The organism is Streptomyces daqingensis, from assembly GCF_014645895.1.
GTDB classification, from domain to species: Bacteria; Actinomycetota; Actinomycetes; order Streptomycetales; family Streptomycetaceae; genus Streptomyces; species Streptomyces daqingensis.
Window position 1 is genome coordinate 34,652 of the sequence record NZ_BMMP01000024.1, and the last position, 25,498, is coordinate 60,149.

A 25,498-nucleotide genomic window follows, 5' to 3' on the forward strand; every position below is an offset into this window, starting at 1 on the left:
GCTCACTTGTGGTCACCTCCGGCGTGGCCGTCCACCGGCTTGTAGTCGAACCAGCCCTTGTCGGCGACTGGATGGTCTGGTTTGGGGTCCTTCTTCTGCACGTCGGACATCGTGTGCTCGACGGCGGGGTTCACGATCCCGGTGAGTGACTGCGGGAAGACACCGAAGAAGATCAGCAGCGCGATCAGCGGTGCCACCACTGCCAGTTCGCGGGGCCGCAGGTCCGGCATCTCGCGTACGACGCTCTTCTCCACCGGTCCCGTCATCGTCCGCTGGTACATCAGCAGGACGTACAGCGCGGCGAGGATGATGCCCGCCGTAGCCACGATCCCGGCGACCGGGTACCGGCTGAACGTGCCCACCAGCACCAGGAATTCGCTGATGAACGGCGCGAGACCCGGAAGCGACAGCGTCGCGAGACCGCCCACGAGGAACGTCCCGGCGAGCACCGGGGCGACCTTCTGGACGCCGCCGTAGTCCGCGATGAGACGCGAGCCGCGGCGGCTGATGAGGAAGCCCGCGACCAGCATCAGCGCGGCGGTGGAGACGCCGTGGAAGACCATGTAGAGCGTCGCCCCGCTCTGGCCCTGGCTGGTCATCGCGAAGATGCCCAGCACGATGAAGCCGAAGTGGGAGATCGACGCGTAGGCGATCAGGCGCTTCATGTCGCGCTGGCCGACGGCCAGCAGGGCGCCGTAGAGGATGCTCACCAGCGCCAGCACGATCACGACCGGCGTCGCCCACGCGCTGGCCTCGGGGAAGAGGCCGAGGCAGAAGCGGAGCATCGCGAAGGTGCCGACCTTGTCGACGACCGCGGTGATCAGCACCGCCACCGGAGCCGTCGACTCGCCCATCGCGTTCGGCAGCCATGTGTGCAGCGGCCACAGCGGGGCCTTCACGGCGAACGCGAAGAAGAAGCCGAGGAAGAGCAGCCGTTCGGTGTTCGTGCCGAGCTGGAAGTCGCCGTCGGCACGTGCCTGCACGATCTGCTGCAGGGAGTACGTGCCCTCGCCGAGCTGGTCGGAGGTGACGACGAAGAGGCCGATCACCGCGGCCAGCATGATGAGGCCGCCCGCCAGGTTGTAGAGCAGGAACTTCACCGCGGCGTACGAGCGCTGCTTCCCCGCCTCCTCCTCACCGGCCGCGTGCGCGCGGTCGCCGAAGCCGCCGATGAGGAAGTACATCGGGATGAGCATGGCTTCGAAGAAGACGTAGAAGAGGAACACGTCCGTCGCGGCGAAGGACATGACGACCATCGCCTCGACGGCGAGCATCATCGCGAAGAAGCCCTGGGTGGGCCGCCACCGCCGGTTGGGGCGGGTGGGCTCCAGGTCGTCCGCGTCGTGCCAGGCCGCTCCGATGATGAAGGGGAGCAGCAGGGCCGTCAGCGCGATGAGTACGGCGGCGATGCCGTCGACGCCCAGTTCGTAGCGGACGCCGAAGTCCCTGATCCAGGAGTGCGATTCGGTGAGCTGGTAGCGCTCCCCGTCCGGGTCGAAGCGCACCAGCACGGCCACGGCCAGCGCCAGCGTCGCCACCGAGAAGAGCAGCGCGACCCACTTGGCGACGCGCTTCCTGGCGGCGGGCACGGCCGCGGTGGCGATCGCGCCCACCGCGGGCAGCGCCGCCGTTGCCGTCAGCAGAGGAAATGACATGACTCAGACCGCCCTCATCAGCAGGGTCGCGGCGACCAGTACCGCCGCGCCGCCGAACATCGAGACCGCGTACGAGCGGACGAAACCGTTCTGGAGCCGGCGCGTACGGCCGGACAGACCGCCGAACGAGGCGGCGGTGCCGTTGACGAGACCGTCGACCACCTTGCTGTCGACGTAGACCAGACCTCGCGTGAGGTACTCGCCGGGCTTGACCAGGACGGCGTGGTTGATGTCGTCCTGGAGCAGGTCGCGGCGGGCGGCCCGCGTCAGCAGGCTGCCGCGCGGCGCCACGACCGGTACGGGCCTGCGCCCGTACTGCAGCCATGCCGCGCCGACGCCGACGAGCATGGTGACGACGGTCGCGCCGGTGACCACCGCGGCCGAGACCGGCGGGTGGCCGTGCTCGAACTGGGTGACCGGCTCCAGCCAGTGCACGAACGAGTCGCCCACCTTGAACAGGCCGCCGGCGAAGACCGATCCGAAGGCCAGGACGATCATCGGGATCGTCATGGAGCGCGGCGACTCGTGCGGGTGCGGCCCGCCGTGCTCGCCGTGCACCTCGGCCGCCGGCTCCGCGCTGGGCGCGTCCGCTGACGGCGTCTTCTGCCGCCAGCGCTCCTCGCCGAAGAAGGTCAGCAGCATCACGCGCGTCATGTAGTACGCGGTGATCGCCGCACCCAGCAGCGTGACGGCGCCCAGGATCCAGCCCTGCGTGCCGCCCTTGGCGAAGGCCGCCTCGATGATCTGGTCCTTGGAGAAGAAGCCGGAGAGGCCGGGGAAGCCGATGATGGCCAGGTATCCGAGCCCGAACGTCACGAAGGTGACCGGCATGTACTTGCGGAGACCGCCGTACCTGCGCATGTCGACCTCGTCGTTCATGCCGTGCATCACCGAGCCGGCGCCGAGGAAGAGGCCCGCCTTGAAGAAGCCGTGCGTGACGAGGTGCATGATCGCGAAGGCGTAGCCGATCGGGCCGAGTCCGGCCGCGAGGACCATGTAGCCGATCTGCGACATCGTGGAGCCCGCGAGGGCCTTCTTGATGTCGTCCTTCGCGCAACCGACGATCGCACCGTAGAGGAGCGTGACCGCGCCGACGACGACCACCACCGTCTGCGCGTCCGGGGCCGCGTTGAAGATCGCGCCGGAGCGGGTGATGAGGTAGACGCCCGCGGTGACCATCGTCGCGGCGTGGATGAGCGCGGAGACCGGGGTGGGGCCCTCCATCGCGTCTCCGAGCCAGGACTGCAGCGGCACCTGCGCCGACTTGCCGCACGCGGCGAGCAGCAGCATCAGGCCGATCGCCGTCAGCTTGCCCTCGCCCGCCTCGGTGGCGTTGCTGAGGACGGGCGCGAAGGCGAAGCTGCCGAAAGTGGTGAACATCAGGAAGATGGCGATGGCCAGGCCCGCGTCACCGACGCGGTTGACGATGAACGCCTTCTTCGCGGCCACCGCCGCGCTCGGCTTGTGCTGCCAGAATCCGATGAGCAGGTACGACGCGAGGCCGACGCCCTCCCAGCCGACGTACAGCAGGAGGTAGTTGTCGGCCAGCACCAGCAGCAGCATCGCCGCGAGGAACAGGTTGAGATAGCCGAAGAAGCGGCGGCGGCGCTCGTCGTGCTCCATGTAGCCGACCGAGTAGATGTGGATCAGCGTGCCCACACCCGTGATCAGCAGCACGAACGTCATCGACAGCTGGTCGAGCTGGAAGGCGACGTCCGCCTGGAAGCTCTCCACCGGCACCCAGCTGAACAGGTGCTGGTGCAGGGCCCGTTCGTCGGCGTTCTTGCCGAGCATGTCGAGGAAGAGGACCGCGCCCACCACGAACGAGGCTCCGGCGAGCAGTACGCCCAGCCAGTGGCCCGTCCGGTCCACGCGCTTGCCGCCGCACAGCAGCACTGCCGCACCCAGCAGCGGGAAGCCGACGAGCAGTCCGATCAATGACTCCACTGGTTCGTACCCCTTACAGCTTCATCAGGCTGGCGTCGTCGACCGAGGCCGAGTGCCGGGAGCGGTACATCATCACGATGATCGCCAGCCCCACCACGACTTCGGCGGCAGCGACGACCATGACGAAGAACGCCATGATCTGGCCGTCGAGGTTCCCGTGGATGCGGGAGAAGGCGATCAGCGTCAAGTTCGCCGCGTTCAGCATCAGTTCGATGCACATGAACACCACGATGGCGTTCCGCCTGATCAGCACACCGGCGGCACCGATGGTGAACAGCAGCGCGGCGAGATAGACGTAGTTGACGGGGCTCACTTCGCGGCCTCCTCTTCCCGGGCCTCGTCCCGTGCCTGCCGGGCCTCACGGCCCTGGCCCGCGTCGTCCGCGTCGTCCGTGTCGCGGTCCGGGTCGTGGGGTTCGCCGTACATCCGCCCGTGGTCGGCCTGACCGTGCTGGTCGGCGGTGCGCTGCTCCAGCGCCGCGACCCGGTGCAGGGCCTCGGGGCCGACCTCGCGCATCTGGCCGCGGTCGCGCAGCGTGGCGCTGACCGTCATGTCGGACGGGGTTCCGTCCGGCAGGAGGCCGGGGCGGTCGACCGCGTTGTGCCGTGCGTAGACGCCGGGCGCGGGCAGCGGGGGCAGCTGGGTGCCCTTCCTGACGCGCTCCTCGGCCTGTTCACGCTGCGACTTGGACTTCTCGATGCGCTCGCGGTGCGTCAGCAGCGTCGCACCGACGGCGGCGACGGTGAGCAGCGCGCCCACCACCTCGAACGCGACGACGTACTTCGTGAACAGCTGCGAGGCCAGGGCCTGCACGTTCCCGCCGGAGTTGGCGGCCTCCAGCCCGCTGAAGGACACCACGGACGCCTGCCCGATGCCGGAGATCAGCAGCAGGCCCAGGCCGAGACCGCAGGCCACGGCCAGCCAGCGCTGGCCCTTGAGCGTCTCCTTGAGGGAGTCCGCGGTGCTCACGCCCACGAGCATCAGCACGAAGAGGAAGAGCATCATGACCGCGCCCGTGTAGACGACGATCTGGACGATGCCCAGGAAGTACGCGCCGTTGGCGAGGTAGAACAGCGCCAGCAGCACCATCGTGCCCGCGAGGCACAGCGCCGAGTGCACGGCCTTGCGCAGCAGTACGGTGCCCAGCGCGCCGATCACGGCGATGGTGCCCAGCACCCAGAACGCGGCCGCCTCACCGGCGGAGGTGCCGGAGGAGGTGGCGGCGAGGGCGGCACCGTCGATGTGTGCCGCGTACGCCGTGGAGGCCGAGGACAGCATGGTCACCGTCCCTCCTTCGAGTCGTTGCCGGAGCGGTTGCCCGCCGCTCTGGCGGCGGTGCCCTGCCCGCGGACGTCCTCGTCGGGCGCGTCCTGCGCGGAGGGGTCGACGCCTCCGCCGTGCGCCGCGGGGCCTTCCGAGACGACCGGCGCGGCCGCGGGCTCCTCCTCGCCGAACGTCGACGCCGAGTCCTGCGGGTCGCCGGTGTCGGTGACGGTCTGGACCTCGGTGCCGGGGGCGGCCTCGGTGACCAGCCCGCGGTAGTAGTCCTTCTCCGTCATGCCCGGGAAGATGGCGTGCGGCGAGTCGACCATGCCCTCTTCGAGGCCCGCGAGCAGCTCCTTCTTGGTGTAGATGAGCGACTCGCGGGAGGAGTCGGCGAGTTCGTACTCGTTCGTCATCGTCAGGGCGCGCGTCGGGCACGCCTCGACGCACAGGCCGCACAGGATGCAGCGCAGGTAGTTGATCTGGTAGACGCGGCCGTAGCGCTCACCCGGCGAGTAGCGCTCCTCGTCCGTGTTGTCCGCGCCCTCCACGTAGATGGCGTCCGCGGGACAGGCCCAGGCGCACAGCTCGCACCCCACGCACTTCTCCAGGCCGTCGGGGTGCCTGTTGAGCTGGTGGCGGCCGTGGAAGCGCGGTGCCGTCGGCTTCTTGTACTCGGGGTACTGCTCGGTCAGCCGCTTCTTGAACATGTCCTTGAAGGTCACGCCGAAGCCGGCAACGGGGTTCTCAGGCACCGTCGGCCTCCTTTCCGTCGGTCTTCTCCGCGTCCTCACCGGCGGACTCCCCCGCTCCCGAGGGCCCGACCAGCGCGTGGTCGGCCTGGCGGGAGCGGCGGCGCGGTACGGGCGGCAGCGTCTGCCCGGGCAACGGCGGTACGGGATAGCCGCCCGCCATCGGGTCGAAGACCTCGGATGCGGCCTTCTCCTTGGCGGCCTGCTCCTCCGCGTCCTCCTTGCGTCCGCGGAAGACGTCCACGACGAAGGAGAGCAGCAGGATCGCGAGCGCCGCGCCGGCGACCCAGTAGACGATGCCCGCGAAGTCGTAACCCTCGTTCCGCATGGCCCTGATGGAGGCGACCAGCATCAGCCACACCAGCGAGACGGGGATGAGGACCTTCCAGCCCAGCTTCATGAACTGGTCGTACCGCGTACGCGGAAGCGTGCCGCGGATCCAGACGAAGAAGAAGATCAGGCAGCAGACCTTGAGGAAGAACCAGAGCAGCGGCCACCAGCCGTGGTTGGCGCCCTCCCAGTAGGTCGAGATCGGCGCCGGCGCACGCCAGCCGCCCAGGAAGAGGGTGGCGGCGAGGGCGGAGAGCGTCACGATGTGCACGTACTCGGCCATCATGAACAGCGCGAACTTGATGGAGCTGTACTCGGTCTGGTAGCCGGCGACCAGGTCGCCCTCGGACTCCGGCATGTCGAACGGCGCGCGGTGCGCCTCGCCCACCATCGACACCATGTAGATCAGGAACGACACCGGCAGCAGCGCGGCGAACCACGTGTCCTGCTGGGCGTCGACGATCGCCGACGTCGACATGGAGCCCGAGTAGAGGAAGACCGCCGCGAAGCTGAGGCCCATCGCGATCTCGTAGCTGATGACCTGAGCCGTCGCGCGGACGGCACCGAGCAGCGGGTAGGTCGAGTTGGACGACCAGCCCGCCAGCACCACGCCGTACGCGCCGATGGAGGCGGTGGCGAGGATGTACAGAGCCGCCACCGGAAGGTCGGTGAGCTGCATCGCCGTACGCGTGCCGAAGATCGAGACCTCGTTGCCGGGAGGCCCGAACGGGATGACCGCGATCGCCAGGAAGGCGGGGATCGCGGCGAGCACGGGCGCCAGGAGGTACACGACCTTGTCGGCGCCCTTGACGACGACGTCCTCTTTCAGCATCAGCTTGATGCCGTCGGCGAGCGACTGCAGCATGCCCCAGGGGCCGTGCCTGTTGGGGCCGACGCGGAGCTGCATCCAGGCGACGACCTTGCGCTCCATGACGATGGAGATCAGGACGGTCACCATCAGGAACGCGAAGCAGAAGACCGCCTTGAGCGCGATCAGCCAGAACGGGTCCTTGCCGAAGAAGGAGAGGTCCTCGGCGGCGAGAAGAACGGTGCCGGTCACGCCGTCACCTCCCCGGTGCGGGCGCTCGGCCCGTCCGCGGCGGTGACGTCCGCGCACAGGTGCCGGACCTGTAGGAGCGCGCTCACGCGCTCACCTCCTCCTGAACGATGCGCTGTCCGCGCGGGGTTCGAGACCGCCCGGGCGGTCGAGCGGAGCGGAGTCATGCGCCCGCCCCCTCGGTTCCGGCGCCTGCGGCCGCCGCGGCGGGTGCCGCGGAGAGGCGTACCAGCTCGCCCGGGAGCGCGCCCGTGTCCGCCTGTACGCCGCCGCCGACGGAGTTCAGCGGCACCCAGACCACACGGTCGGGCATCTGCGTGATCTGCAGCGGAAGCTGGATGCTGCCCAGCGGTCCGGAGACGGCGACCGTGCCGCCGTCCGCGACGCCGACCTCGGCCGCCGTGGCCCGCGAGAGCCGGGCTACCGCGGGGTGACGGGTGCCGGCGAGGGCCTCGTCGCCGTCCTGCAGGCGGCCCTGGTCCAGCAGCAGCCGGTGTCCCGCGAGCACGGCCTCGCCCTTGCCCGCCTGCGGCGTGGACGCGGAGGGCGCCCCTGTCCGTGCCTCGGGGACCCCGGCGGACATCGAGCCGTCCGGGTTCCACTGGCCGAGCCTGTCGATCTCGGTGCGGATGGTGCGCACGTCGGGCAGGCCCAGGTGCGCGTCGAGGGCGTCGGCGAGCATGTGCAGGACCCGCGCGTCGGGCTGGACGTGGCGGCGGGTCATCTGGTCCGCACGGAGGGACGCCGCGAACGGCCGTGCGCGCCCTTCCCAGTTGAGGAACGTGCCCGCCTTCTCCACCACGGCCGAGACCGGCAGGACGACGTCCGCCCGGTCCGTGACCTCGCTGGGACGCAGCTCCAGGCTGACGACGAAACCGGCCGTCTCCAGCGCCTGCGCGGCACGCGCCGGGTCGGGCAGGTCGGCGAGTTCGACACCGCCGACGACCAGCGCCGACAGCTCCCCGTCGATGGCTGCGTCGACGATGCCGGAGGTGTCACGGCCCTGCCCGCCGGGCAGTTCGGCGACTCCCCAGGCCCGTGCGACCTCGTCCCGTGCGCGCGCGTCGCTCAGGGGACGGGCGCCGGGCAGCAGCGTCGGCAGCGCGCCGGCCTCGACGGCACCGCGCTCGCCGGCCCGCCTCGGGATCCACACCAGACGGGCACCGGTGGCGACGCTCGTGCGGACCGCGGCGGTGAGCGCGCCGGGGACGGCCGCGAGCCGCTCTCCGACCACGATGACCGAGCCCTCGGCGCGCAGCGCGTCGGCCGCCGCCTCACCCGCGGCGTCGAGCCCGACGCGGCCGGACAGCGCGTCCAGCCACTCGGTCTCGGTGCCGGGTGCGGCGGGCAGCAGCGTGCCGCCCGCCTTCTGCAGTCCGCGGGTGGCGTGCGAGGCGAGGGAGAAGGTGCGCTGGCCGTGCTTGCGCATGGCCTTGCGCAGCCGCAGGAAGACGCCCGGCGCCTCCTCCTCGGCCTCGAACCCGGCGAGCAGCACCGCGGGCGCCGCCTCCAGCGCCGAGTACGTCAGGCCCTTGCCGTCCCCGACGTCCACGCCCGTTCCGGCGACGTGGGCGGCGAGGAAGCCGGCCTCCTCGGCGGAGTGGACGCGGGCGCGGAAGTCGATGTCGTTGGTGCCGAGCACCACCCTCGCGAACTTCGCGTACGCGTAGGCGTCCTCGACCGTGAGGCGTCCGCCCGTCAGCACGCCCGCGCGGCCCCGCGCGCCGGACAGCCCGCGGGCCGCCCTCTCCAGCGCCTCGGGCCAGCTCGCGGGGGCGAGTTCGCCGTCCTCACCGCGAACGAGAGGCGTGGTGAGACGGTCGGGGCGCTGGGCGTAGCGGAACCCGAAGCGGCCCTTGTCGCAGAGCCATTCCTCGTTGACCTCGGGGTCGTTCGCCGCCAGCCGCCGCATGACCTTGCCGCGCCGGTGGTCCGTACGGGTCGCGCAGCCGCCCGAGCAGTGCTCGCAGACGGACGGCGACGAGACCAGGTCGAACGGGCGCGAACGGAAGCGGTACGCAGCCGAGGTGAGCGCGCCCACGGGGCAGATCTGGATGGTGTTGCCGGAAAAGTACGACTGGAACGGCTCGTCCTCACCCGTGCCCACCTGCTGCAGGGCACCGCGCTCCAGCAGCTCGATCATCGGGTCGCCGGCGATCTGGTTGGAGAAGCGGGTGCAGCGCGCGCACAGCACGCACCTCTCGCGGTCCAGGAGCACCTGCGTGGAGATCGGCACCGGCTTGGCGAAGGTGCGCTTGGCGCCCTCGAACCTGGAGTCGGCCGAACCGGTCGACATGGCCTGGTTCTGCAGCGGGCACTCGCCGCCCTTGTCGCAGACCGGGCAGTCCAGCGGGTGGTTGATGAGCAGCAGCTCCATCACACCGCGCTGCGCCTTCTCCGCCACCGGCGAGGAGAGCTGCGTCTTGACGACCATGCCGTCGGTGCAGGTGATGGTGCAGGACGCCATCGGCTTGCGCTGGCCCTCCACCTCGACGATGCACTGGCGGCAGGCGCCGACCGGGTCCAGCAGCGGGTGGTCGCAGAAGCGCGGGATCTCGATGCCGAGCTGCTCGGCTGCGCGGATGACCAGCGTGCCCTTCGGCACGGAGATCTCGGCTCCGTCGATGGTGAGGGAGACCAGGTCTTCCGGCCGTGGTCCGTCGCCCCCCGAGGAGGTCTTCGCGTCTGTGGTGACTGTCACGCCTTCACCTCCGGGTGAGCGGTCTTGTTCTCGTCGGCCCAGAGGGTCGACTTCGCGGGGTCGAAGGGGCATCCGCGCCCGTCGAGGTGCGCCTCGTACTCGTCGCGGAAGTACTTCAGCGACGAGAAGATCGGCGAGGCGGCGCCGTCGCCGAGGGCGCAGAACGACTTGCCGTTGATGTTGTCGGCGATGTCGTCGATCTTGTCGATGTCGGCCTTGGTGGCCTTGCCGGACTCGAAGTCGCGGAGCAACTGGACGAGCCAGTACGTCCCTTCACGGCACGGCGTGCACTTGCCGCACGATTCGTGCGCGTAGAACTCCGTCCAGCGCGTCACCGCCCGGACGACGCACGTCGTCTCGTCGAAGCACTGCAGCGCCTTCGTGCCGAGCATGGAGCCGGCCGCGCCGACGCCCTCGTAGTCGAGCGGCACGTCGAGGTGCTCGTCGGTGAGCATCGGCGTCGAGGAGCCGCCCGGCGTCCAGAACTTCAGCCGGTGGCCGGGGCGCATGCCGCCGCTCATCTCCAGCAGCTGGCGCAGCGTGATGCCCAGCGGGGCCTCGTACTGGCCGGGGTTGGCGACGTGGCCGCTGAGGGAGTACAGCGTGAAGCCCGGGGACTTCTCGCTGCCCAGCGAACGGAACCACTCCTTGCCCCGGTTGATCAGGGCCGGCACCGAGGCGATGGACTCGACGTTGTTCACCACGGTCGGGCACGCGTACAGACCGGCGACCGCCGGGAACGGGGGCCGCAGCCGGGGCTGTCCGCGCCTCCCTTCGAGGGAGTCGAGCAGCGCGGTCTCCTCACCGCAGATGTAGGCGCCCGCGCCCGCGTGGACCGTCAGCTCCAGGTCCTTGCCCTCGCCGAGCGCGTTCTTGCCGAGCAGCCCCGCCTCGTACGCCTCCCGCACCGCGAGGTGCAGGCGGCGCAGCACGGGCACGACCTCGCCGCGCAGGTAGATGAACGCGTGGGAGGAGCGGATCGCGTGGCAGGCGATGATGATGCCCTCGATGAGGGAGTGCGGGTTCGCGAAGAGCAGCGGGATGTCCTTGCAGGTGCCCGGCTCGGACTCGTCCGCGTTGACGACGAGGTAGTGGGGCTTGTCGTCTCCCTGCGGGATGAACTGCCACTTCATGCCCGTGGGGAAGCCCGCGCCGCCGCGGCCGCGGAGGCCGGCGTCCTTCACGTAGGCGATGACGTCGTCCGGCGGCATGGCCAGGGCCTTGGCCAGGCCCTCGTATCCGTCGTGGCGGCGCTTGTAGGTCTCCAGCGTCCACGCATCGGGCTCGTCCCAGTACGCGGAGAGGACCGGGGAGAGAAGCTTCTCCGGGGATTCGGTCGCCATTACTCCCTCTCCTCCCCCGGGCCCGGGTCGGCCGGGCGGCCGGACGGGTTGGCCGGGTCGGACGCGGCGGTCGACTGCGGCATGTCGTGCGAACTGGGGTGGCTCTCCGGGGCTTCCTCACCCGGGAGCGGCACCGGCTGGTCGGCCGGCCCGGCGGGGCCGCGCGGGTGCGCGAGCCGCCCGGGAGGCGCCTCGCCCTTGGCGAGCCGCAGCCCGGCCAGCGAGGGGGCGCCGCCACCGCCGGTCGCCTCGACGGCGCCGGGGCGCTCGTCGGGGAAGCCGGCGAGGATGCGGGCGGTCTCCTTGAACGTGCACAGCGGCGCGCCGCGGGTGGGTGCCACCTCGCGTCCCGCGCGCAGGTCGTCGACCAGCTGCCGGGCGGACTCGGGCGTCTGGTTGTCGAAGAACTCCCAGTTGACCATCACGACGGGCGCGTAGTCGCAGGCGGCGTTGCACTCGATGTGCTCGAGCGTGACCTTGCCGTCCTCGGTGGTCTCGTTGTTGCCGACGCCCAGGTGCTGCTTCAGGTCGTCGAAGATCGCGTCTCCGCCCATCACCGCGCAGAGCGTGTTGGTGCAGACGCCGACCTGGTAGTCGCCGGACGGCTTGCGGCGGTACATCGAGTAGAACGTCGCCACGGCGTTGACCTCGGCCGTGGTCAGCTCCAGCATCTCCGCGCAGAAACGCTGCCCGGTGCGCGTCACGTGCCCTTCCTCGGACTGCACGAGATGCAGCAGGGGCAGCAGCGCGGAACGGCTGTCGGGGTAGCGCGCGATGATCTCGCGCGCGTCGGCCTCCAGCCGCTCGCGGACGTCGGACGGGTAGTCCGGCGCGGGCATCGAGGGGATGCCGAGCATCGGTGCTTCGGGGGTCGTGCCCCGGTCGGGCGCGGTGGTCATCGGTCGACGCCTCCCATCACGGGGTCGATGGACGCGACGGCGACGATCACGTCGGCGACCTGGCCGCCTTCGCACATGGCCGCCATGGCTTCGAGGTTGGTGAAGGAGGGGTCGCGGAAGTGCACGCGGTACGGGCGTGTGCCGCCGTCGCTCACGGCGTGCACCCCCAGTTCGCCCTTGGGCGACTCCACCGCCGCGTACGTCTGTCCCGGCGGTACGCGGAAGCCCTCGGTGACGAGCTTGAAGTGGTGGATCAGGGCCTCCATGGAGGTGCCCATGATGTTCTTGATGTGGTCGAGCGAGTTGCCCAGCCCGTCGGGGCCGAGGGCCAGTTGCGCGGGCCAGGCGATCTTCTTGTCGCCGACCATGACGGGCCCGGGCTCCAGGCGGTCGATGCACTGCTCGATGATCCGCAGCGACTGCCGCATCTCCTCCAGGCGCAGCAGGAAACGTCCGTAGGAGTCGCACGTGTCGACGGTGGGGACCTCGAAGTCGTAGTCCTCGTAACCGCAGTACGGGTCAGACTTGCGCAGGTCGTGCGGCAGCCCGGCGGAGCGCAGGATCGGGCCGGTGGCGCCCAGGGCCATGCAGCCGGCCAGGTCGAGGTAGCCGATGTCCTTCAGGCGGGCCTTGAAGACGGGGTTGCCGGTGCACAGCGCGTCGTACTCCGGCAGGTTCTTCTTCATCTTCTTCAGGAACTCGCGCAGCGCGTCGACGGTCCCGGGCGGCAGGTCCTGGGCGAGGCCGCCGGGACGGATGAACGCGTGGTTCATCCGCAGGCCGGTGATCAGCTCGTAGAGGTCCAGGACCAGTTCGCGGTCGCGGAAACCGAAGATCATGACCGTGGTGGCGCCGAGCTCCATGCCGCCCGTGGCGATCGCCACCAGGTGCGAGGAGAGACGGTTCAGCTCCATCAGCAGGACGCGGATGACGTTGGCCCGGTCCGGGACGTCGTCCTCGATGCCGAGCAGCTTCTCGACCGCCATGCAGTACGCCGTCTCGTTGAAGAACGGCGTCAGGTAGTCCATGCGCGTCACGAACGTCGTGCCCTGCGTCCACGTCCGGTACTCGAGGTTCTTCTCGATACCGGTGTGCAGGTAGCCGATGCCGCAGCGCGCCTCGGTCACCGTCTCGCCGTCGATCTCCAGGATCAGACGGAGCACGCCGTGCGTCGACGGGTGCTGCGGACCCATGTTGACGATGATCCGCTCGTCGTCGCTCCGCGCGGCGGCCGCGGCGACCTCGTCCCAGTCGCCGCCGGTGACGTCGTAGACCGTGCCCTCGGTGGTCTCGCGGATGCCCGCGGTCGCGTGGGTGGTGGATGTGCTCATCAGCTGTACGACCTCCGCTGATCGGGAGCCGGAATCTGGGCGCCCTTGTACTCGACGGGGATGCCGCCGAGGGGGTAGTCCTTGCGCTGCGGGAAGCCCTGCCAGTCGTCGGGCATCATGATCCGCGTCAGCGCGGGGTGCCCGTCGAAGATCAGGCCGAAGAAGTCGTACGTCTCGCGCTCGTGCCAGTCGTTGGTCGGATAGACCTCGACCACGGAGGGGACGTGCGGGTCGGCGTCCGGTGCGCTGACCTCCAGGCGGATCACCCTGTTGTGGGTGATGGAGCGCAGGTGGTAGACGGCGTGCAGCTCGCGGCCCTTGTCGCCCGGGAAGTGCACTCCGCTGACGCCGGTGCACAGTTCGAAGCGGAGCGCCGGGTCATCCCGCAGCGTCCGGCACACCTGGAGCAGATGCTCGCGCGCGATGTGCAGCGTCATCTCGCCGCGGTCGACGACGGTCTTCTCGATCGCGTCCTCGGGCGCCAGGCCCTGCTCCTCCAGCGCGCCCTCGAGTTCGTCCGCGACCTCGTCGAAGTACCCGCCGTAGGGGCGGCTGCTCGCGCCGGGGAGCCGGATCGTGCGGACCAGGCCGCCGTACCCCGAGGTGTCGCCGCCCCTGTCCGCGCCGAACATGCCGCGGCGTACGCCGATGACCTCGCCGCTGTCGTTGCGCGGCGCGGGGACGGAACCGTTCGCGTTCTCGGCGCCGTTGCCGTTGCTGGTCTCGCTCACCTCAGCAACCCCTTCATCTCGATCGTCGGCACGGCCTTCCGCGCTGCTTCCTCCGCCTCACGGGCCGCCTGCTCGCGGTTGACGCCGAGCTTCTCGCCCTGCACGTGCTGGTGCAGCTTGAGGATCGCGTCGAGGAGCATCTCGGGGCGCGGCGGGCAGCCGGGCAGGTAGATGTCGACCGGGACGATGTGGTCGACGCCCTGCACGATCGCGTAGTTGTTGAACATCCCGCCGGACGAGGCGCAGACGCCCATGGAGATGACCCACTTGGGGTTGGGCATCTGGTCGTAGACCTGCCGCAGCACCGGGGCCATCTTCTGGCTGACGCGGCCGGCCACGATCATCAGGTCGGCCTGGCGGGGCGATCCGCGGAAGACCTCCATGCCGAAGCGCGCCAGGTCGTAGCGGCCCGCGCCCGTCGTCATCATCTCGATGGCGCAGCAGGCGAGTCCGAAGGTCGCGGGGAACATGGACGACTTGCGCACCCAGCCCGCGGCCTGCTCGACGGTGGTCAGCAGAAAGCCGCTCGGCAGCTTCTCTTCGAGTCCCATTGCGTACCTGCCCCTAATCCCATTCCAGGCCGCCGCGCCGCCAGTCGTAGGCGTACGCGACGCCGATGAGGGCGACGAAGACCAGCATTTCGACCAGGCCGAAGATCCCGAGGGAGTCGAAGTGAACGGCCCACGGGTAGAGAAAGACGATTTCGATGTCGAAGACGATGAAGAGCATCGCCGTCAGGTAGTACTTGACCGGGAAACGCCCGCCGCCCGCCGGCTGGGGAGTGGGCTCGATGCCGCACTCGTACGCTTCCAGCTTGGCTCGGTTGTAGCGCTTGGGGCCGATGACCGATGCCGCGACCACCGAGAAGATCGCGAACCCGGCCGCGATGGCTCCCAGTACAAGGATTGGCGTGTAGGCGTTCACCGCTCCCCGCTCCTTCCAGTCGACCCTGGAGACCTCCCGGACCGGTAGGCCCAGGGGACTGTCGACGCTGACTGCCGGCTGTCCACCTGGCTCGCGCCGCCTTCACCAAGATCGCTTCTATGTGAGGCAGTTCACAAGCCCTTGCGGGAGGCATCTTATGCCCGGGCCTTGTGACGTGCGACACGGGGTCCCCCCAGAGACTTGTGATCTCCAACACGCGACGACAAAACCGCACGTCAGAGGCTTGCCGGTTAGCAATGTCCAAGATCCGCAAAGGCGTTCCCCGCGACGCCCGGAAAGCGCCCGCGCGAGGCCCCCGGAAAGCGCTCCCGGATGCCCGGCCGAGGCGAGAGCCGGACCCGTCTGCGATTGCGGCGTTCGTGAACGTCAGCACAATCCTCCGCCGATCGGCCACTTCATTCACCGTCCGAACACGGGGACCGATCGGCACAGAATGGGATGACCGGGCATCAAAACGCCATTCACGGACGGAGTCGACACGGCGAGTGTGACGTGCGTCACGCAGCACCCTGGCAGCCCCTGCCACCTTTGCCAGACCTACGAAGGCCGTGGTATACGCGGCTACTTCCCGTCACCATGAAGATAACTAGGTGGTCACAGCGGGGTAGTTGGGCGACGGCCGTGACCGGAGCGAGACCTGTGAAGATCAACCGGGTCTCAACTGGGCGTTCTCGCAGCGGCTGTGTCAGATTGCACGAATTTTGAACGGATCATCTGCGGGCTGCTATCCATGCCCCATGTCCCGGAACACTCACGTACCCAGACACCGGAAGCCTCGCCAGAGCAGCGTGAACAGGTCGCTGCGAGTGAGCGCCACCGGCGGCGTCCTCGGCGCCATCGCCTTCACCACGGCGATGTCCCCGTCCTCGCCCCTGGCCGACAAGGCCTCGGCGAAGTCGGAAGCCGCAGCCGAGACGGGCGCGGTCTCCGAGGTCAGTCACACCGTGGCGGGTTCCTCCGCCAGGGCTGCCGACTCCCTCAAGACCACGGCACTGCAGTACGAGGTGCGCCAGGCCGAGGCCAAGGCCACCGACCGCGCGCTGGAGGCGGCCCAGAAGAAGGCCGCCGCTGCCGAACGCAAGGCCGAGGCGCGGGAGAAGGCGGCCGACGCACGGGCTTCCCGCTCCACGGGCCGCACGGATCTCTCGTCGGGCAGCGGCAACGTCTCCTCCGTCATCGGCTTCCTCAAGGCCCAGGTGGGCAAGTCCTACGTGCTGGGCGCGAGCGGGCCCTCCTCGTACGACTGCTCCGGCCTCACACAGGCAGCCTTCAAGCAGGTCGGCGTGAGCCTCCCGCGTACCTCCCAGACCCAGTCCCTCGAGGGCACGCCCGTCTCCATGGACGCGCTTCAGGAGGGCGACCTCCTCTACTGGGGCGGCCGCGGCAGCGCCTACCACATCGGCGTCTACGTGGGCGGCGGCAAGTTCATCGGCGCCCAGAACTCCTCGACCGGCGTGGTCGAGAAGCCCCTCGACTACGACCCGCCGTCCGGCGCGGTCCGCGTGCTGTGACGATCTGACGTCCACGGGGACGCCTCCCGCGTCCGCAGCGCGCTGACGCGGCACCTGAGAACCCAACGCACCGCACGGCGCCCCCTGTACGGCCACACGGCCGTACAGGGGGCGTCCGTCTGTCTGGCGGGCCCTCGCGCCCTGCGAGGGCGGCCGGAACGGCGAAGAGGCGGTGCTCCCACGGCCGGGGTTTGCTCGCCCCGGCCGCAGGCGCACCGCCTCAGGTGGGTGTCAGGCGCGCGGAGCGACCTTGCTCAGGCCGTTGATGACGCGGTCCATGGCGTCGCCGCCGGTGGGCTCCGTGAGGTTGGCGAGCATCTTCAGGGCGAAGCGCATCAGCACCGGGTGCGAGAGGCCGCGCTCCGTGGCCACCTTCATCACCTTGGGGTTGCCGATCAGCTTCACGAAGGCGCGTCCGAGCGTGTAGTAGCCGCCGTACGTGTCCTTGAGGATCTTCGGGTAGCGGCGCAGGGCCAGTTCGCGCTGTGCGGGCGTGGCCCGCCCCTGCGCCTGCACGATGGTCTCGGCCGCGATGACGCCGGACTCCATGGCGTACGCGATGCCCTCGCCGTTGAAGGGGTTGACCAGACCGCCCGCGTCGCCGACGAGCATGAGCCCGCGCGTGTAGTGCGGCTGGCGGTTGAAGGCCATGGGGAGCGCGGCGCCGCGGATGGGCCCCGTCATGTTCTCCGGCGTGAATCCCCACTCGGCGGGCATGGACGCGCACCACGCCTTGAGGATCTCGCGCCAGTCGAGCTCCTTGAAGGAGTCCGAGGTGTTGAGGACGCCCAGGCCGATGTTGCTCGTCCCGTCGCCCATGCCGAAGACCCATCCATAGCCGGGCAGCAGGCGGTCCTGAGCACCGCGGCGGTCCCACAGCTCCAGCCACGACTCCAGGTAGTCGTCGTCGTGGCGGGGCGAGTTGAAGTACGTGCGGACCGCGACGCCCATAGGGCGGTCCTCGCGGCGGTGCAGGCCCATTTTCAGCGACAGCCGCGTCGAGTTGCCGTCGGCCGCGACGACGACGGGGGCGTGGAAGGTGACGGGCGTCTTCTCCTCGCCCAGCTTGGCGTGCACGCCGGTGATGCGTCCCGCGGAGTCCAGCACCGGCTCGCCGACGTTGCAGCGCTCGTGGAGCCGCGCGCCGGCCTTCTCGGCCTGCCTGGCGAGCTGCTCGTCGAAGTCGTCGCGCTTGCGCACGAGTCCGTAGTCCGGGTAGCAGGCCAGCTCCGGCCAGTCGAGCTGCAGACGCTGGCCGCCGCCGATGATGCGCAGGCCCTTGTTGCGCAGCCAGCCCGCTTCCTCGGAGATGTCGATGCCCATGGCGATCAGCTGCTTCGTCGCGCGCGGCGTCAGGCCGTCGCCGCACACCTTCTCGCGCGGGAACGCGGTCTTCTCCAGCAGCAGCACGTCGAGGCCGCTGCGGGCGAGGTGGTAGGCGGTGGTGGCCCCCGCGGGGCCGGCACCGACAACGATCACATCGGCTGTCCGGTCGGAGGTGACGGTCTCGGTCACGAGGGCTCCCGCAGATGCTGGGCAGTAGGGCATTGGCAGTCTAAGAGGCACGTCCGGGCCGTACGGGAACGCCCCGTCGAACCGGCTCCGACCGGCGTCGCACGGGGAGTTCACCGGCTCCGGACGACACGGCCTACGGGCGCACGCCGCGGTGCAGGGCGACCACGCCGCCCGACAGGTTCCGCCACGCCACCTTCGCCCACCCGGCCTTCTGCAGGCGCCCCGCCAGCGCGGGCTGGTCCGGCCACTCGCGGATGGACTCGGCGAGGTAGACATAGGCGTCGGGGCTGGAGGAGACCGCCCGCGCCACGGGCGGCAGGGCCCGCATCAGGTACTCGGTGTAGACCGTGCGGAACGGCGCCCAAGTCGGGTGGCTGAACTCGCAGATGACGACCCTGCCGCCCGGCGCGGTGACGCGCAGCATCTCCCGCAGGGCGGCGTCGGTGTCCTGCACGTTGCGCAGCCCGAAGGAGATGGTCACGGCGTCGAACACGCCGTCGCGGAACGGGAGCCGGGTCGCGTCCCCGGCGGTGAACGGCATCCGGGGGAGCCGCTTCTTGCCTTCGGAGAGCATGCCGAGGCTGAAGTCGCAGGGCACGGCGTAGGCGCCGCCCTCGACGAACGGCTGGGACGAGGTGCCCGTCCCCGCGGCGAGGTCGAGCACGCGCTCGCCCGGGCGCGCGTCGACGGCGCGGGCCACGGCCTTCCGCCACAGCCGCGCCTGCCCGAGGGAGAGCACGTCGTTGGTGATGTCGTAGCGCGCCGCGACGTCGTCGAACATCGCGGCGACTTCGTGCGGCTGCTTGTCGAGGGATGCGCGGGTCACCCGCTCATTGTCCCCCTCGCGCCGCGGGCCCGTCGCGCGGGGGCACCACCCCCGCGCGAACGGGCCGCGGAACGGCTACTTGGCCTCGATGAGGTTGAGCTCCGGGTGGGCGCTGCCGCCCTCGATCGCGGTCGAGGAGAAGTGCGAGACCACGCGGTCGTCCGACGGGTCGTCCGCCGGGTCCTCGTGCACGACGAGGTGCTCGTACGTCGTGCTCCGCTGGGCCGGCACGCGGTCCGCGGAACGGATGAGTTCGAGCAGCTCCATGCGGTTGGAGCGGTGCTTCGCGCCCGCCGAGGAGACCACGTTCTCCTCCAGCATCACCGAGCCCAGGTCGTCGGCGCCGTAGTGCAGCGAGAGCTGGCCGACCTCCTTGCCGGTCGTCAGCCAGGAGCCCTGGATGTGGGCGACGTTGTCGAGGAAGAGCCGCGCGATGGCGATCATGCGCAGGTACTCGAAGAGCGTCGCCTGCGTCTGGCCCTTCAGGTGGTTGTTCTCCGGCTGGTAGGTGTACGGGATGAAGGCGCGGAAGCCTCCCGTGCGGTCCTGCACGTCGCGGATCATCCGCAGGTGCTCGATCCGCTCGGCGTTGGTCTCGCCGGTGCCCATCAGCATCGTCGACGTGGACTCGACGCCGAGGCTGTGCGCCGTCTCCATGATCTCCAGCCAGCGCTCGCCGGACTCCTTGAGCGGGGCGATCGCCTTCCGCGCCCGTGCGGGCAGGAGTTCGGCGCCGGCGCCCGCGAACGAGTCCAGCCCGGCGGCGTGGATGCGGCGGATCGCCTCTTCCGGAGTGACACCCGAGATGCGCGCCATGTGCTCGACCTCGGACGCGCCGAGCGAGTGGATGACGAGCTGCGGGAACTGCTTCTTGATGGCCGCGAAGTGCTCTTCGTAGTACTCCACGCCGTAGTCCGGGTGGTGGCCGCCCTGGAACATGATCTGGGTGCCGCCCAGTTCGACCGTCTCCGCGCAGCGCCGGAGGATGTCGTCCAGGTCCCGCGTCCACACGTCGTCGCTCTTCGGCGAGGCGTAGAAGGCGCAGAACTTGCACGCCGTGACGCAGGAGTTGGTGTAGTTGATGTTCCGCTCGATGATGTACGTCGCGATGTGCTCCGTGCCCTCGTAGCGGCGGCGGCGGACGGCGTCGGCGGCGGAGCCGAGGGCGTGCAGCGGAGCCGAGCGGTAGAGGTCGAGCGCTTCCTCGGGGGTGATGCGGGCGCCCTCGGCGGCACGGTCGAGTACGGACTGACGGTCGGCGGTCTCAGGCACCGGGGGCGTCCCTCCGAAGGTGGCGGTTCGGTTTTCCCTGACCCGGCCAGCGTACGCCAGGGCCTCATTCCACCTTCCGGAGCGTCGCCTCGGCCCCGGGCTCCCCGGGGCCGGAGGCGCGCGAGGTGTAGCGGAGCGTCCCGTCGTCGCGAAGGGTGAACTCGACGGGCTGGCCGTCCGCGCACACCTCCGGGCCGTCCGGCGCGGAGGGCGTCATCCGGAGCGTGCCGTCGCTGACCGCGTCCAGTTCGTAGTCCGCGTCGCACGCGGTGCCGTCCTCGACGGGGCCGCCGTGGGCCGCCTTCCGTCCGGCGGCACCTCTCTCGAAGGTGACCCGCATGGTGCCGACGGACTCCCCGTCTGCGAAGACCACGCGGCCCTGCCAGGTGCCGGCGAAGCCGTCCGGCACCTCCTCCTTGCGGCTCTCCCCGGCGTGCGAGTCGGCGGGCGGCGCGGGGGCCCCGGCGTCGCCGCCACCGCTGCTGCCGGGAAGGAACCGGAAGAAGTACGTGCCGAGCAGGGCGACCGCCAGCAGGCACGCGACCGTGAGGACGAGGCTGCAACTGACCTGGCGTTTGCTCCGCTCCGCGCTGGCGGTCAGCGCGATGCCGGGACGGGCGGACGGCGCGGCCGGGACGCCTCCGCCGGACGCGGCACCGTCGGGGGCGCCGCCGTTCGACGCGCCGTCCGCGACGGCGCCGGGACCCGTGCCGGACCGCTCCCCCGGCTGCACGCCCGCCGCCGCGGGCGCCTCCGACGCACCGGAGAGCGGCGCCGGCTGCCAGGAGGGCCAGGACCGCCCGGGCACGCCGGGCCGGTCCGGCTGCCCCGGCGTCTCCGCCCCGTCCGAGCCGTCCGAGCCGTCCGGGAGGTCGGCGGGGTCCGGCCGCCCTGCCGCCACCGGGGGCTGCTGCGGCTGCCGCGCCGGAAGCGGGGTCTCCGACGGGGTCGTGAAGGGGACGGGCCCGGACTCCGGGCCGGCGTCCGCCGGGCCGCCGCCGCTCCCGTCGCTTCCCCCGGGGCCGGCGGTGAAACCACCGCCCTGCTCGGACGGTTCGAGGTCGAGGAGCTCGATCACGCGCCGGCTGATCTGCTCCACGATCGGAGCGGGCAGCCAGCCGTCGCGCATCGTCGCGGCGGCGGTGCCGGCCGTGCCCTCGCCCCCCGGCAGCTCCGCGAGCCGGGCGGGTGACGGGCGGCGCCCCGGGTCCTTGTCGAGGCAGGATGCGGCGATCTCCCGCAACTCACCGCTCAGGGAACCGAGTTCGGGATCCTCGTGGACGACCTTGTAGAGCAGCACCGCCGAGCTGTCCCCACGGAACGGCGCCTCGCCCGTCGCCGCGTACACCAGCACGGCACCCAGCGAGAAGACGTCCGAGGCCGGACCCGTCTCCTCGCCCAGCACCTGCTCGGGCGACATGTAGCCGGGCGAACCGATCGACGCGCCGGTCGACGTGAGCGACGCGGTGCCCGCCGTCGCGCGCGCGATGCCGAAGTCGATCAGCCGCGGTCCGCCGGGCGTGAGCATGACGTTGGACGGTTTGACGTCCCTGTGCACCAGGCCCAGCCCGTGCACGTGCCGCAGCGCCTCCGCGAGGCCGCCGCCGAGGATGCGCACCGACCGCTCCGGCAGGGGGCCGTGCTCGCCGACGGCCTGCTGCACCGACGGGCCCGCCACGTAGCCCGTCGCGACCCACGGGGCGGAGGCACCGGGGTCCGCGTCCAGCACGGGAGCGGTCCACTGGGCGGCGGGGCTGTCCGCACCGCCGGACGCCGGCGGTGCGGTGCCCACGCGCCGCGCGGACGCCACCTCACGGCGGAAGCGCCTGCGGAACTGCTCGTCGGCGGCGTAATGGGGGTGCACGACCTTCACCGCGACCGTCCGGCCGCTCGGCGAACGGCCCAGGTAGACCCGGCCCATTCCCCCGGCGCCGAGCCGGCGCAGCAGCCGGTACGGCCCGACCGTGCGCGGATCGTCAGGCTCGAGCGGCTGCATCCGGATCCCCCCGCCGTGTGACTGCCGCACTCAGCTTAGAGCCCGGCCCTGACGTGCGGCCACGGCGCGAGGGAGCGGACCGCGGGCGGGGGCCGGCGCGCGGCGGGACCGGCCGGTCAGGACGGCACCGGAGGCGCTCCCGACCGGACGGAGCCGCTCAGGCCGGGTCGTACAGCAGCTCGACCCGTACGTCCCCGGGATAGTCGCCCGTGCCGGCGGTGCGCCGGACGAACTCTTCGACGCCCTTCAGCTGCTGCCTCCCCAGACGGAAGTCGAGCGTCGTGAAGTACCGCTCCAGCACGGGCGGTTCGAAGACCTCCCAGCGCGCGGCGTGCTCGGCGACCTTCGCGACCTCCTCCAGGGCCAGGTCCCGCGAGGCGAGGAAGGCGCGGTGCACGTCCCGCACGGTCTCCGGGAAGCGCTCCAGATACTCGCGGCGGACCGCCCAGACCGCCATGACGAACGGGAGGCCCGTCCACTCCTTCCACAGCTGGCCGAGGTCGTGGACCTCCAGGCCGGGATCGGGCAGGTTCCGCAGGTACGCACGGAGACCGACGTCGCCGATCACCACGGCGGCGTCCGCCTCCCGCATCATGAGGCCGAGGTCGGGCTCGCAGCTGAAGTACTCGGGCCGCACGCCGAAGCGTTCCGAGAGCAGCAGGCGGGCCAGGCGTACCGACGTACGCGACGTGGAGCCCAGTGCGACCTTCCCGCCGTCGAGCTGGTCCAGGGGGACGCGGGAGACGATCTCGCACGACATCACCGGCCCGTCGCAGCCGACCGCGATATCCGGCAGCGCCACGAGCTCGCCGGCATTCTTGAGGAATTCGACCAGCGTGACGGGGCCGATATCGAGATCCCCGTTCACCAACTGGTCGCTCAGCTTTTCGGGGGTGTCCCGCGTCAGCTCCAGATCGAGCAGGGAGCCGGTGTGAACAAGGCCCCAGTAGAGGGGCAGGCAGTTGAGGAACTGGATGTGCCCGACACGGGGGCGGGATCTCGGAAGCCTCGGCAGTGCAGTCACACCCCGGAGCGTACGCCGCCCCCCGCACGGGCACTGAGGCGCCCGGAGAGCGGGACGCCCGGCACGGGCCCGCGGCGGGGCCCACAACGGGGAACCGGCAGCGCACGGGCGAGATCGTCGGCTCTTCCCCGGCGCCAGGGCACCGTGCTAGGCTCGCCGCAAGTTGCAGTTTGGTTTCCCTTGCAGTACAGAGCCTGCGGAGCATGTGACCGCGGGCTCTCGTCGTTTTCAGAGACTTCTTAGCGGGGTTCTGGGAGCAGGGCGACCCTTATAGGCCCAAGGAGGGCTTATGGCTACCGGAACCGTGAAGTGGTTCAACGCTGAAAAGGGCTTTGGCTTCATCGCCCAGGACGGCGGCGGTCCCGATGTCTTCGTCCACTACTCCGCGATCAACGCGACTGGTTTCCGCTCCCTCGAGGAGAACCAGCTCGTGAGCTTCGACGTGACCCAGGGTCCGAAGGGGCCTCAGGCGGAGAACGTCACGCCTCAGTGACCTGAGTCGCACCACCCAAGGGGCCCTCGCCGGCACAGCCGGCGGGGGCTCCTGCCTGTGCCGGCCGGACGACCGCGGGCAGGCCCGTATCTGATTCGCCGGAAATCGATCGGTATACGCGGTGAGTCCCCGTCACCGCTTTGTCAGGTACTGCTAAGTCGCATGCGCCGAGGGGTCGTGGAGGCTCTGGGAGAAGTAGTGTCTGTGGGTCAAACAGCGGTAGCGGATAGTGGGGAACCGCTCGAACCTGCAGGAGTCTGCGCATGCCGACCACATGCCCGCACTGTGGCACCACATCGCCCGCGACGGCTGATGCCTGCACGGGATGCGGACGTGATCTCTACCGGCTCTCGAATCCCACTGCCGCCCCCGATCACAATTCCGTGCCCTCGCTCTGGCTGAACCTGCGCCCCAACCGGCCCTGGATGTGGATCACCACGGGGGCCGTGCTCCTCCTCGTGGGCGCGGGGGCGACAGCCGGCCTCATGCTCAAGCACGGCGGGGACGAAGGCCCGGCCGAGGAGCGGATATCCCAGCACAAGGTGCCGGGGCCGGACATCAAGATCGACCCGTCGCCGTCGAAGTCCCCCGAGAAGAAGAAGACCGGCAAGCCGCTCGCCGCTTCCTCGTCACCGTCGGAGCCGGCCGAGCCCGCCCCCACGAAGAGCGAGTCGCCGGACAAGCCGTCCGAGGGCCTGCCCGCCGGTTTCCGGCGCGTGAACGACGAGATGGGCTTCAGCCTCGCCGTGATGGACGGGTGGCAGCGCAGGTCCCTCAGCGAGACGCACGTGGACTACGTGCCGCCGACCGGCCAGGAGGTCCTCCGCATCGGGGAGTCGGCCAACGCCGGCCCTTCCTCCGCCGACACCTTCGCCCAGGCCGAGCAGCAGCTCGCCAGCAACGACCCGAGCTACAAGCGGATCCGCCTGGAGAGCAACACCTTCCAGGGACGCCCGGGCGCCATCTGGGAGTTCACATGGACGACCGGCTCCGGCCAGGTCATGCACGCCACTGACCAGGCGTACATCGCCGAGGACGGCACGGAGTACACGATCTACTTCGAGGCGCGCGACCGGCTCTGGGACAAGAAGAACCAGGTGTTCACCACCGCGCTGAACACCTGGAAGGCGCCGGCGAACGGTGTCGCCGGCGCCGCGGCCGAGGACGGCTGACCTTCCCACGGGCCAGCCGCCCCCGGCCGCTACGCGGTCGCACGTCCGCCGGGCCGTGCGACCGCGGTCGGGTTACTTGCGCGTCCCGCAGTTCGAGCCGGAGTTGAAGTACTCCTCGTCACCGATGACGCCCGCCCACTCGATGCAGTGGCCGGCGCCCTCGTCGACGAAGACCGGGCCCGCGTAGGACGTGAACTCGCCCTCCTCGACGACGGGAACCGTCTCCTCGTCGTCCAGGAGCACGCGCACGGAGGCCGACATGAACACCGGGTCCCCCGTCTCGTTCCGCACCGTGACGACGCAGTTCTTCCCCGTCGACTTGTTGTAGGTGAGGAAGACGGTGCCCAGGTCGGCGATCCCCGCCTGGTTCACGACGCTGTAGCCCGAGCCGCAGGCCCCGTTGTACGCGGCCCTGGGCTCGGCGCTGCCGGCTGTGGCCGCGGAGGCGGTCCCCGCCGTGGCGATGAGCCCCGTGCCGGCGATGGCGGCGACGGCGGCCGCCATGGCGACGCTCTTCGAACGCATCACTGTTCCCCCAGTCATGTCGTCGTCGGTGGCCGATGGTCGGTCGGCCACAGGCCCGTGGACGGCGCCGCGGACCCGACAGAAGAGACCGGCGAGCCCCCGCCGGGGTTGTACGCGATTCATACAGAAGTGACGGGTGGTCAGGCACGCCCGTCCGGGAAGGAGGCCGCACACCACCCTGACTGATCTCTCAGTCAGGACCTCAATATC

At 70.5% G+C, this 25,498-nt stretch carries 22 protein-coding genes; 3 read left to right on the top strand and 19 right to left on the bottom strand.

The window, feature by feature from the left end; translation table 11 throughout:
• Positions 1-2: 2 nt before the first annotated feature.
• From IEY56_RS26105 to IEY56_RS26165, 13 genes are all read right to left on the bottom strand, one after another.
• On the bottom strand, positions 3-1,655 hold the full coding sequence (locus IEY56_RS26105) for an NADH-quinone oxidoreductase subunit M (protein WP_189039735.1): 1,653 nt from the start codon (positions 1,653-1,655) through the stop codon (positions 3-5).
• Between the two features lie 3 nt (positions 1,656-1,658).
• Positions 1,659-3,602: an NADH-quinone oxidoreductase subunit L gene (nuoL, locus tag IEY56_RS26110; RefSeq protein WP_189039736.1), complete on the bottom strand. Its 1,944-nt coding sequence runs from the start codon at positions 3,600-3,602 to the stop codon at positions 1,659-1,661.
• Positions 3,603-3,615: 13 nt separating this feature from the next.
• Positions 3,616-3,915: an NADH-quinone oxidoreductase subunit NuoK gene (gene nuoK, locus IEY56_RS26115; RefSeq protein ID WP_045866878.1), complete on the bottom strand. Its 300-nt coding sequence runs from the start codon at positions 3,913-3,915 to the stop codon at positions 3,616-3,618.
• On the bottom strand, positions 3,912-4,880 hold the full coding sequence (locus tag IEY56_RS26120; protein WP_189039768.1) for an NADH-quinone oxidoreductase subunit J: 969 nt from the start codon (positions 4,878-4,880) through the stop codon (positions 3,912-3,914). Before IEY56_RS26120 ends, nuoK begins: the two co-directional genes overlap by 4 nt.
• Positions 4,881-4,882: 2 nt before the next feature.
• Entirely contained in the window at positions 4,883-5,575 is a 693-nt protein-coding gene (nuoI, locus tag IEY56_RS26125; protein WP_229712221.1) for an NADH-quinone oxidoreductase subunit NuoI, read from the bottom strand.
• 37 nt (positions 5,576-5,612) lie between these two features.
• Positions 5,613-7,007, bottom strand: a complete 1,395-nt coding sequence (gene nuoH / locus IEY56_RS26130; protein WP_189039737.1) for an NADH-quinone oxidoreductase subunit NuoH — start codon at positions 7,005-7,007, stop codon at positions 5,613-5,615.
• A 160-nt stretch (positions 7,008-7,167) separates the two neighbouring features.
• On the bottom strand, positions 7,168-9,705 hold the full coding sequence (locus tag IEY56_RS26135; RefSeq protein ID WP_229712216.1) for an NADH-quinone oxidoreductase subunit G: 2,538 nt from the start codon (positions 9,703-9,705) through the stop codon (positions 7,168-7,170).
• Positions 9,702-11,048 (bottom strand): NADH-quinone oxidoreductase subunit NuoF, encoded by a 1,347-nt coding sequence (gene nuoF, locus IEY56_RS26140; protein ID WP_189039739.1) that lies wholly within the window; start codon positions 11,046-11,048, stop codon positions 9,702-9,704. The genes IEY56_RS26135 and nuoF overlap by 4 nt, the downstream gene beginning before the upstream one ends.
• Positions 11,048-11,947 carry an NADH-quinone oxidoreductase subunit NuoE gene (gene nuoE, locus IEY56_RS26145; protein ID WP_045866874.1) on the bottom strand — a complete coding sequence of 300 codons (900 nt, stop codon included), beginning with the start codon at positions 11,945-11,947 and terminating at the stop codon, positions 11,048-11,050. The genes nuoF and nuoE overlap by 1 nt, the downstream gene beginning before the upstream one ends.
• Positions 11,944-13,278, bottom strand: coding sequence for an NADH-quinone oxidoreductase subunit D (locus IEY56_RS26150; protein WP_189039740.1), 1,335 nt, complete (start codon positions 13,276-13,278; stop codon positions 11,944-11,946). Before IEY56_RS26150 ends, nuoE begins: the two co-directional genes overlap by 4 nt.
• Entirely contained in the window at positions 13,278-14,009 is a 732-nt protein-coding gene (locus tag IEY56_RS26155) for an NADH-quinone oxidoreductase subunit C (protein ID WP_189039741.1), read from the bottom strand. The genes IEY56_RS26150 and IEY56_RS26155 overlap by 1 nt, the downstream gene beginning before the upstream one ends.
• Entirely contained in the window at positions 14,006-14,560 is a 555-nt protein-coding gene (locus tag IEY56_RS26160; protein WP_045866871.1) for a NuoB/complex I 20 kDa subunit family protein, read from the bottom strand. The genes IEY56_RS26155 and IEY56_RS26160 overlap by 4 nt, the downstream gene beginning before the upstream one ends.
• Positions 14,561-14,573: 13 nt before the next feature.
• Positions 14,574-14,933 (bottom strand): NADH-quinone oxidoreductase subunit A, encoded by a 360-nt coding sequence (locus IEY56_RS26165; RefSeq protein WP_070008848.1) that lies wholly within the window; start codon positions 14,931-14,933, stop codon positions 14,574-14,576.
• An 827-nt stretch (positions 14,934-15,760) separates the two neighbouring features.
• On the opposite strand from IEY56_RS26165, the gene IEY56_RS26170 reads away from it, so the two are divergent.
• Complete coding sequence (locus IEY56_RS26170; protein ID WP_308424179.1) at positions 15,761-16,465, top strand: C40 family peptidase; 705 nt, start codon at positions 15,761-15,763, stop codon at positions 16,463-16,465.
• A gap of 231 nt (positions 16,466-16,696) precedes the next feature.
• Here the strand turns inward: IEY56_RS26170 and IEY56_RS26175 are convergent, their stop codons facing one another.
• The 5 genes from IEY56_RS26175 to IEY56_RS26195 form a co-directional block, all read right to left on the bottom strand.
• Complete coding sequence (locus tag IEY56_RS26175; protein WP_189039743.1) at positions 16,697-18,013, bottom strand: geranylgeranyl reductase family protein; 1,317 nt, start codon at positions 18,011-18,013, stop codon at positions 16,697-16,699.
• A gap of 100 nt (positions 18,014-18,113) precedes the next feature.
• A complete protein-coding gene (locus IEY56_RS26180) occupies positions 18,114-18,806 on the bottom strand; it encodes a demethylmenaquinone methyltransferase (protein ID WP_189039744.1) in 693 nt (230 codons plus the stop codon).
• A 75-nt stretch (positions 18,807-18,881) separates the two neighbouring features.
• On the bottom strand, positions 18,882-20,078 hold the full coding sequence (gene mqnC / locus IEY56_RS26185; RefSeq protein WP_189039745.1) for a cyclic dehypoxanthinyl futalosine synthase: 1,197 nt from the start codon (positions 20,076-20,078) through the stop codon (positions 18,882-18,884).
• Positions 20,079-20,142: 64 nt separating this feature from the next.
• Positions 20,143-22,074, bottom strand: a complete 1,932-nt coding sequence (locus IEY56_RS26190; RefSeq protein ID WP_189039746.1) for a serine/threonine-protein kinase — start codon at positions 22,072-22,074, stop codon at positions 20,143-20,145.
• Positions 22,075-22,231: 157 nt separating this feature from the next.
• The gene (locus IEY56_RS26195) at positions 22,232-23,098 is read right to left on the bottom strand and encodes a menaquinone biosynthetic enzyme MqnA/MqnD family protein (RefSeq protein WP_189039747.1); all 867 of its coding nucleotides are present in this window, start codon (positions 23,096-23,098) and stop codon (positions 22,232-22,234) included.
• A gap of 289 nt (positions 23,099-23,387) precedes the next feature.
• Between IEY56_RS26195 and IEY56_RS26200 the strand changes: the two genes are divergently transcribed.
• Together IEY56_RS26200 and IEY56_RS26205 are read left to right on the top strand one after the other, a co-directional pair.
• On the top strand, positions 23,388-23,591 hold the full coding sequence (locus IEY56_RS26200) for a cold-shock protein (protein WP_028432886.1): 204 nt from the start codon (positions 23,388-23,390) through the stop codon (positions 23,589-23,591).
• A 383-nt stretch (positions 23,592-23,974) separates the two neighbouring features.
• The gene (locus IEY56_RS26205; protein ID WP_189039748.1) at positions 23,975-24,763 is read left to right on the top strand and encodes a serine/threonine kinase C-terminal domain-containing protein; all 789 of its coding nucleotides are present in this window, start codon (positions 23,975-23,977) and stop codon (positions 24,761-24,763) included.
• A 72-nt stretch (positions 24,764-24,835) separates the two neighbouring features.
• Here the strand turns inward: IEY56_RS26205 and IEY56_RS26210 are convergent, their stop codons facing one another.
• Positions 24,836-25,306, bottom strand: coding sequence for a spore-associated protein A (locus IEY56_RS26210; protein WP_229712217.1), 471 nt, complete (start codon positions 25,304-25,306; stop codon positions 24,836-24,838).
• Positions 25,307-25,498: the final 192 nt, after the last annotated feature.

What these genes read in the sequence shown, in the direction of transcription:
- IEY56_RS26105 (WP_189039735.1), bottom strand. Translation starts at nt 1,655, where the DNA reads ATGTCATTTCCTCTGCTGACGGCAACGGCGGCGCTGCCCGCGGTGGGC.
- IEY56_RS26120 (WP_189039768.1), bottom strand. Translation starts at nt 4,880, where the DNA reads ATGCTGTCCTCGGCCTCCACGGCGTACGCGGCACACATCGACGGTGCC.
- nuoI (WP_229712221.1), bottom strand. Translation starts at nt 5,575, where the DNA reads ATGTTCAAGAAGCGGCTGACCGAGCAGTACCCCGAGTACAAGAAGCCG.
- nuoF (WP_189039739.1), bottom strand. Translation starts at nt 11,048, where the DNA reads ATGGCGACCGAATCCCCGGAGAAGCTTCTCTCCCCGGTCCTCTCCGCG.
- nuoE (WP_045866874.1), bottom strand. Translation starts at nt 11,947, where the DNA reads ATGACCACCGCGCCCGACCGGGGCACGACCCCCGAAGCACCGATGCTC.
- IEY56_RS26150 (WP_189039740.1), bottom strand. Translation starts at nt 13,278, where the DNA reads ATGAGCACATCCACCACCCACGCGACCGCGGGCATCCGCGAGACCACC.
- IEY56_RS26160 (WP_045866871.1), bottom strand. Translation starts at nt 14,560, where the DNA reads ATGGGACTCGAAGAGAAGCTGCCGAGCGGCTTTCTGCTGACCACCGTC.
- IEY56_RS26175 (WP_189039743.1), bottom strand. Translation starts at nt 18,013, where the DNA reads ATGCCCTACTGCCCAGCATCTGCGGGAGCCCTCGTGACCGAGACCGTC.
- IEY56_RS26190 (WP_189039746.1), bottom strand. Translation starts at nt 22,074, where the DNA reads ATGCAGCCGCTCGAGCCTGACGATCCGCGCACGGTCGGGCCGTACCGG.
- IEY56_RS26200 (WP_028432886.1), top strand. Translation starts at nt 23,388, where the DNA reads ATGGCTACCGGAACCGTGAAGTGGTTCAACGCTGAAAAGGGCTTTGGC.
- IEY56_RS26210 (WP_229712217.1), bottom strand. Translation starts at nt 25,306, where the DNA reads ATGACTGGGGGAACAGTGATGCGTTCGAAGAGCGTCGCCATGGCGGCC.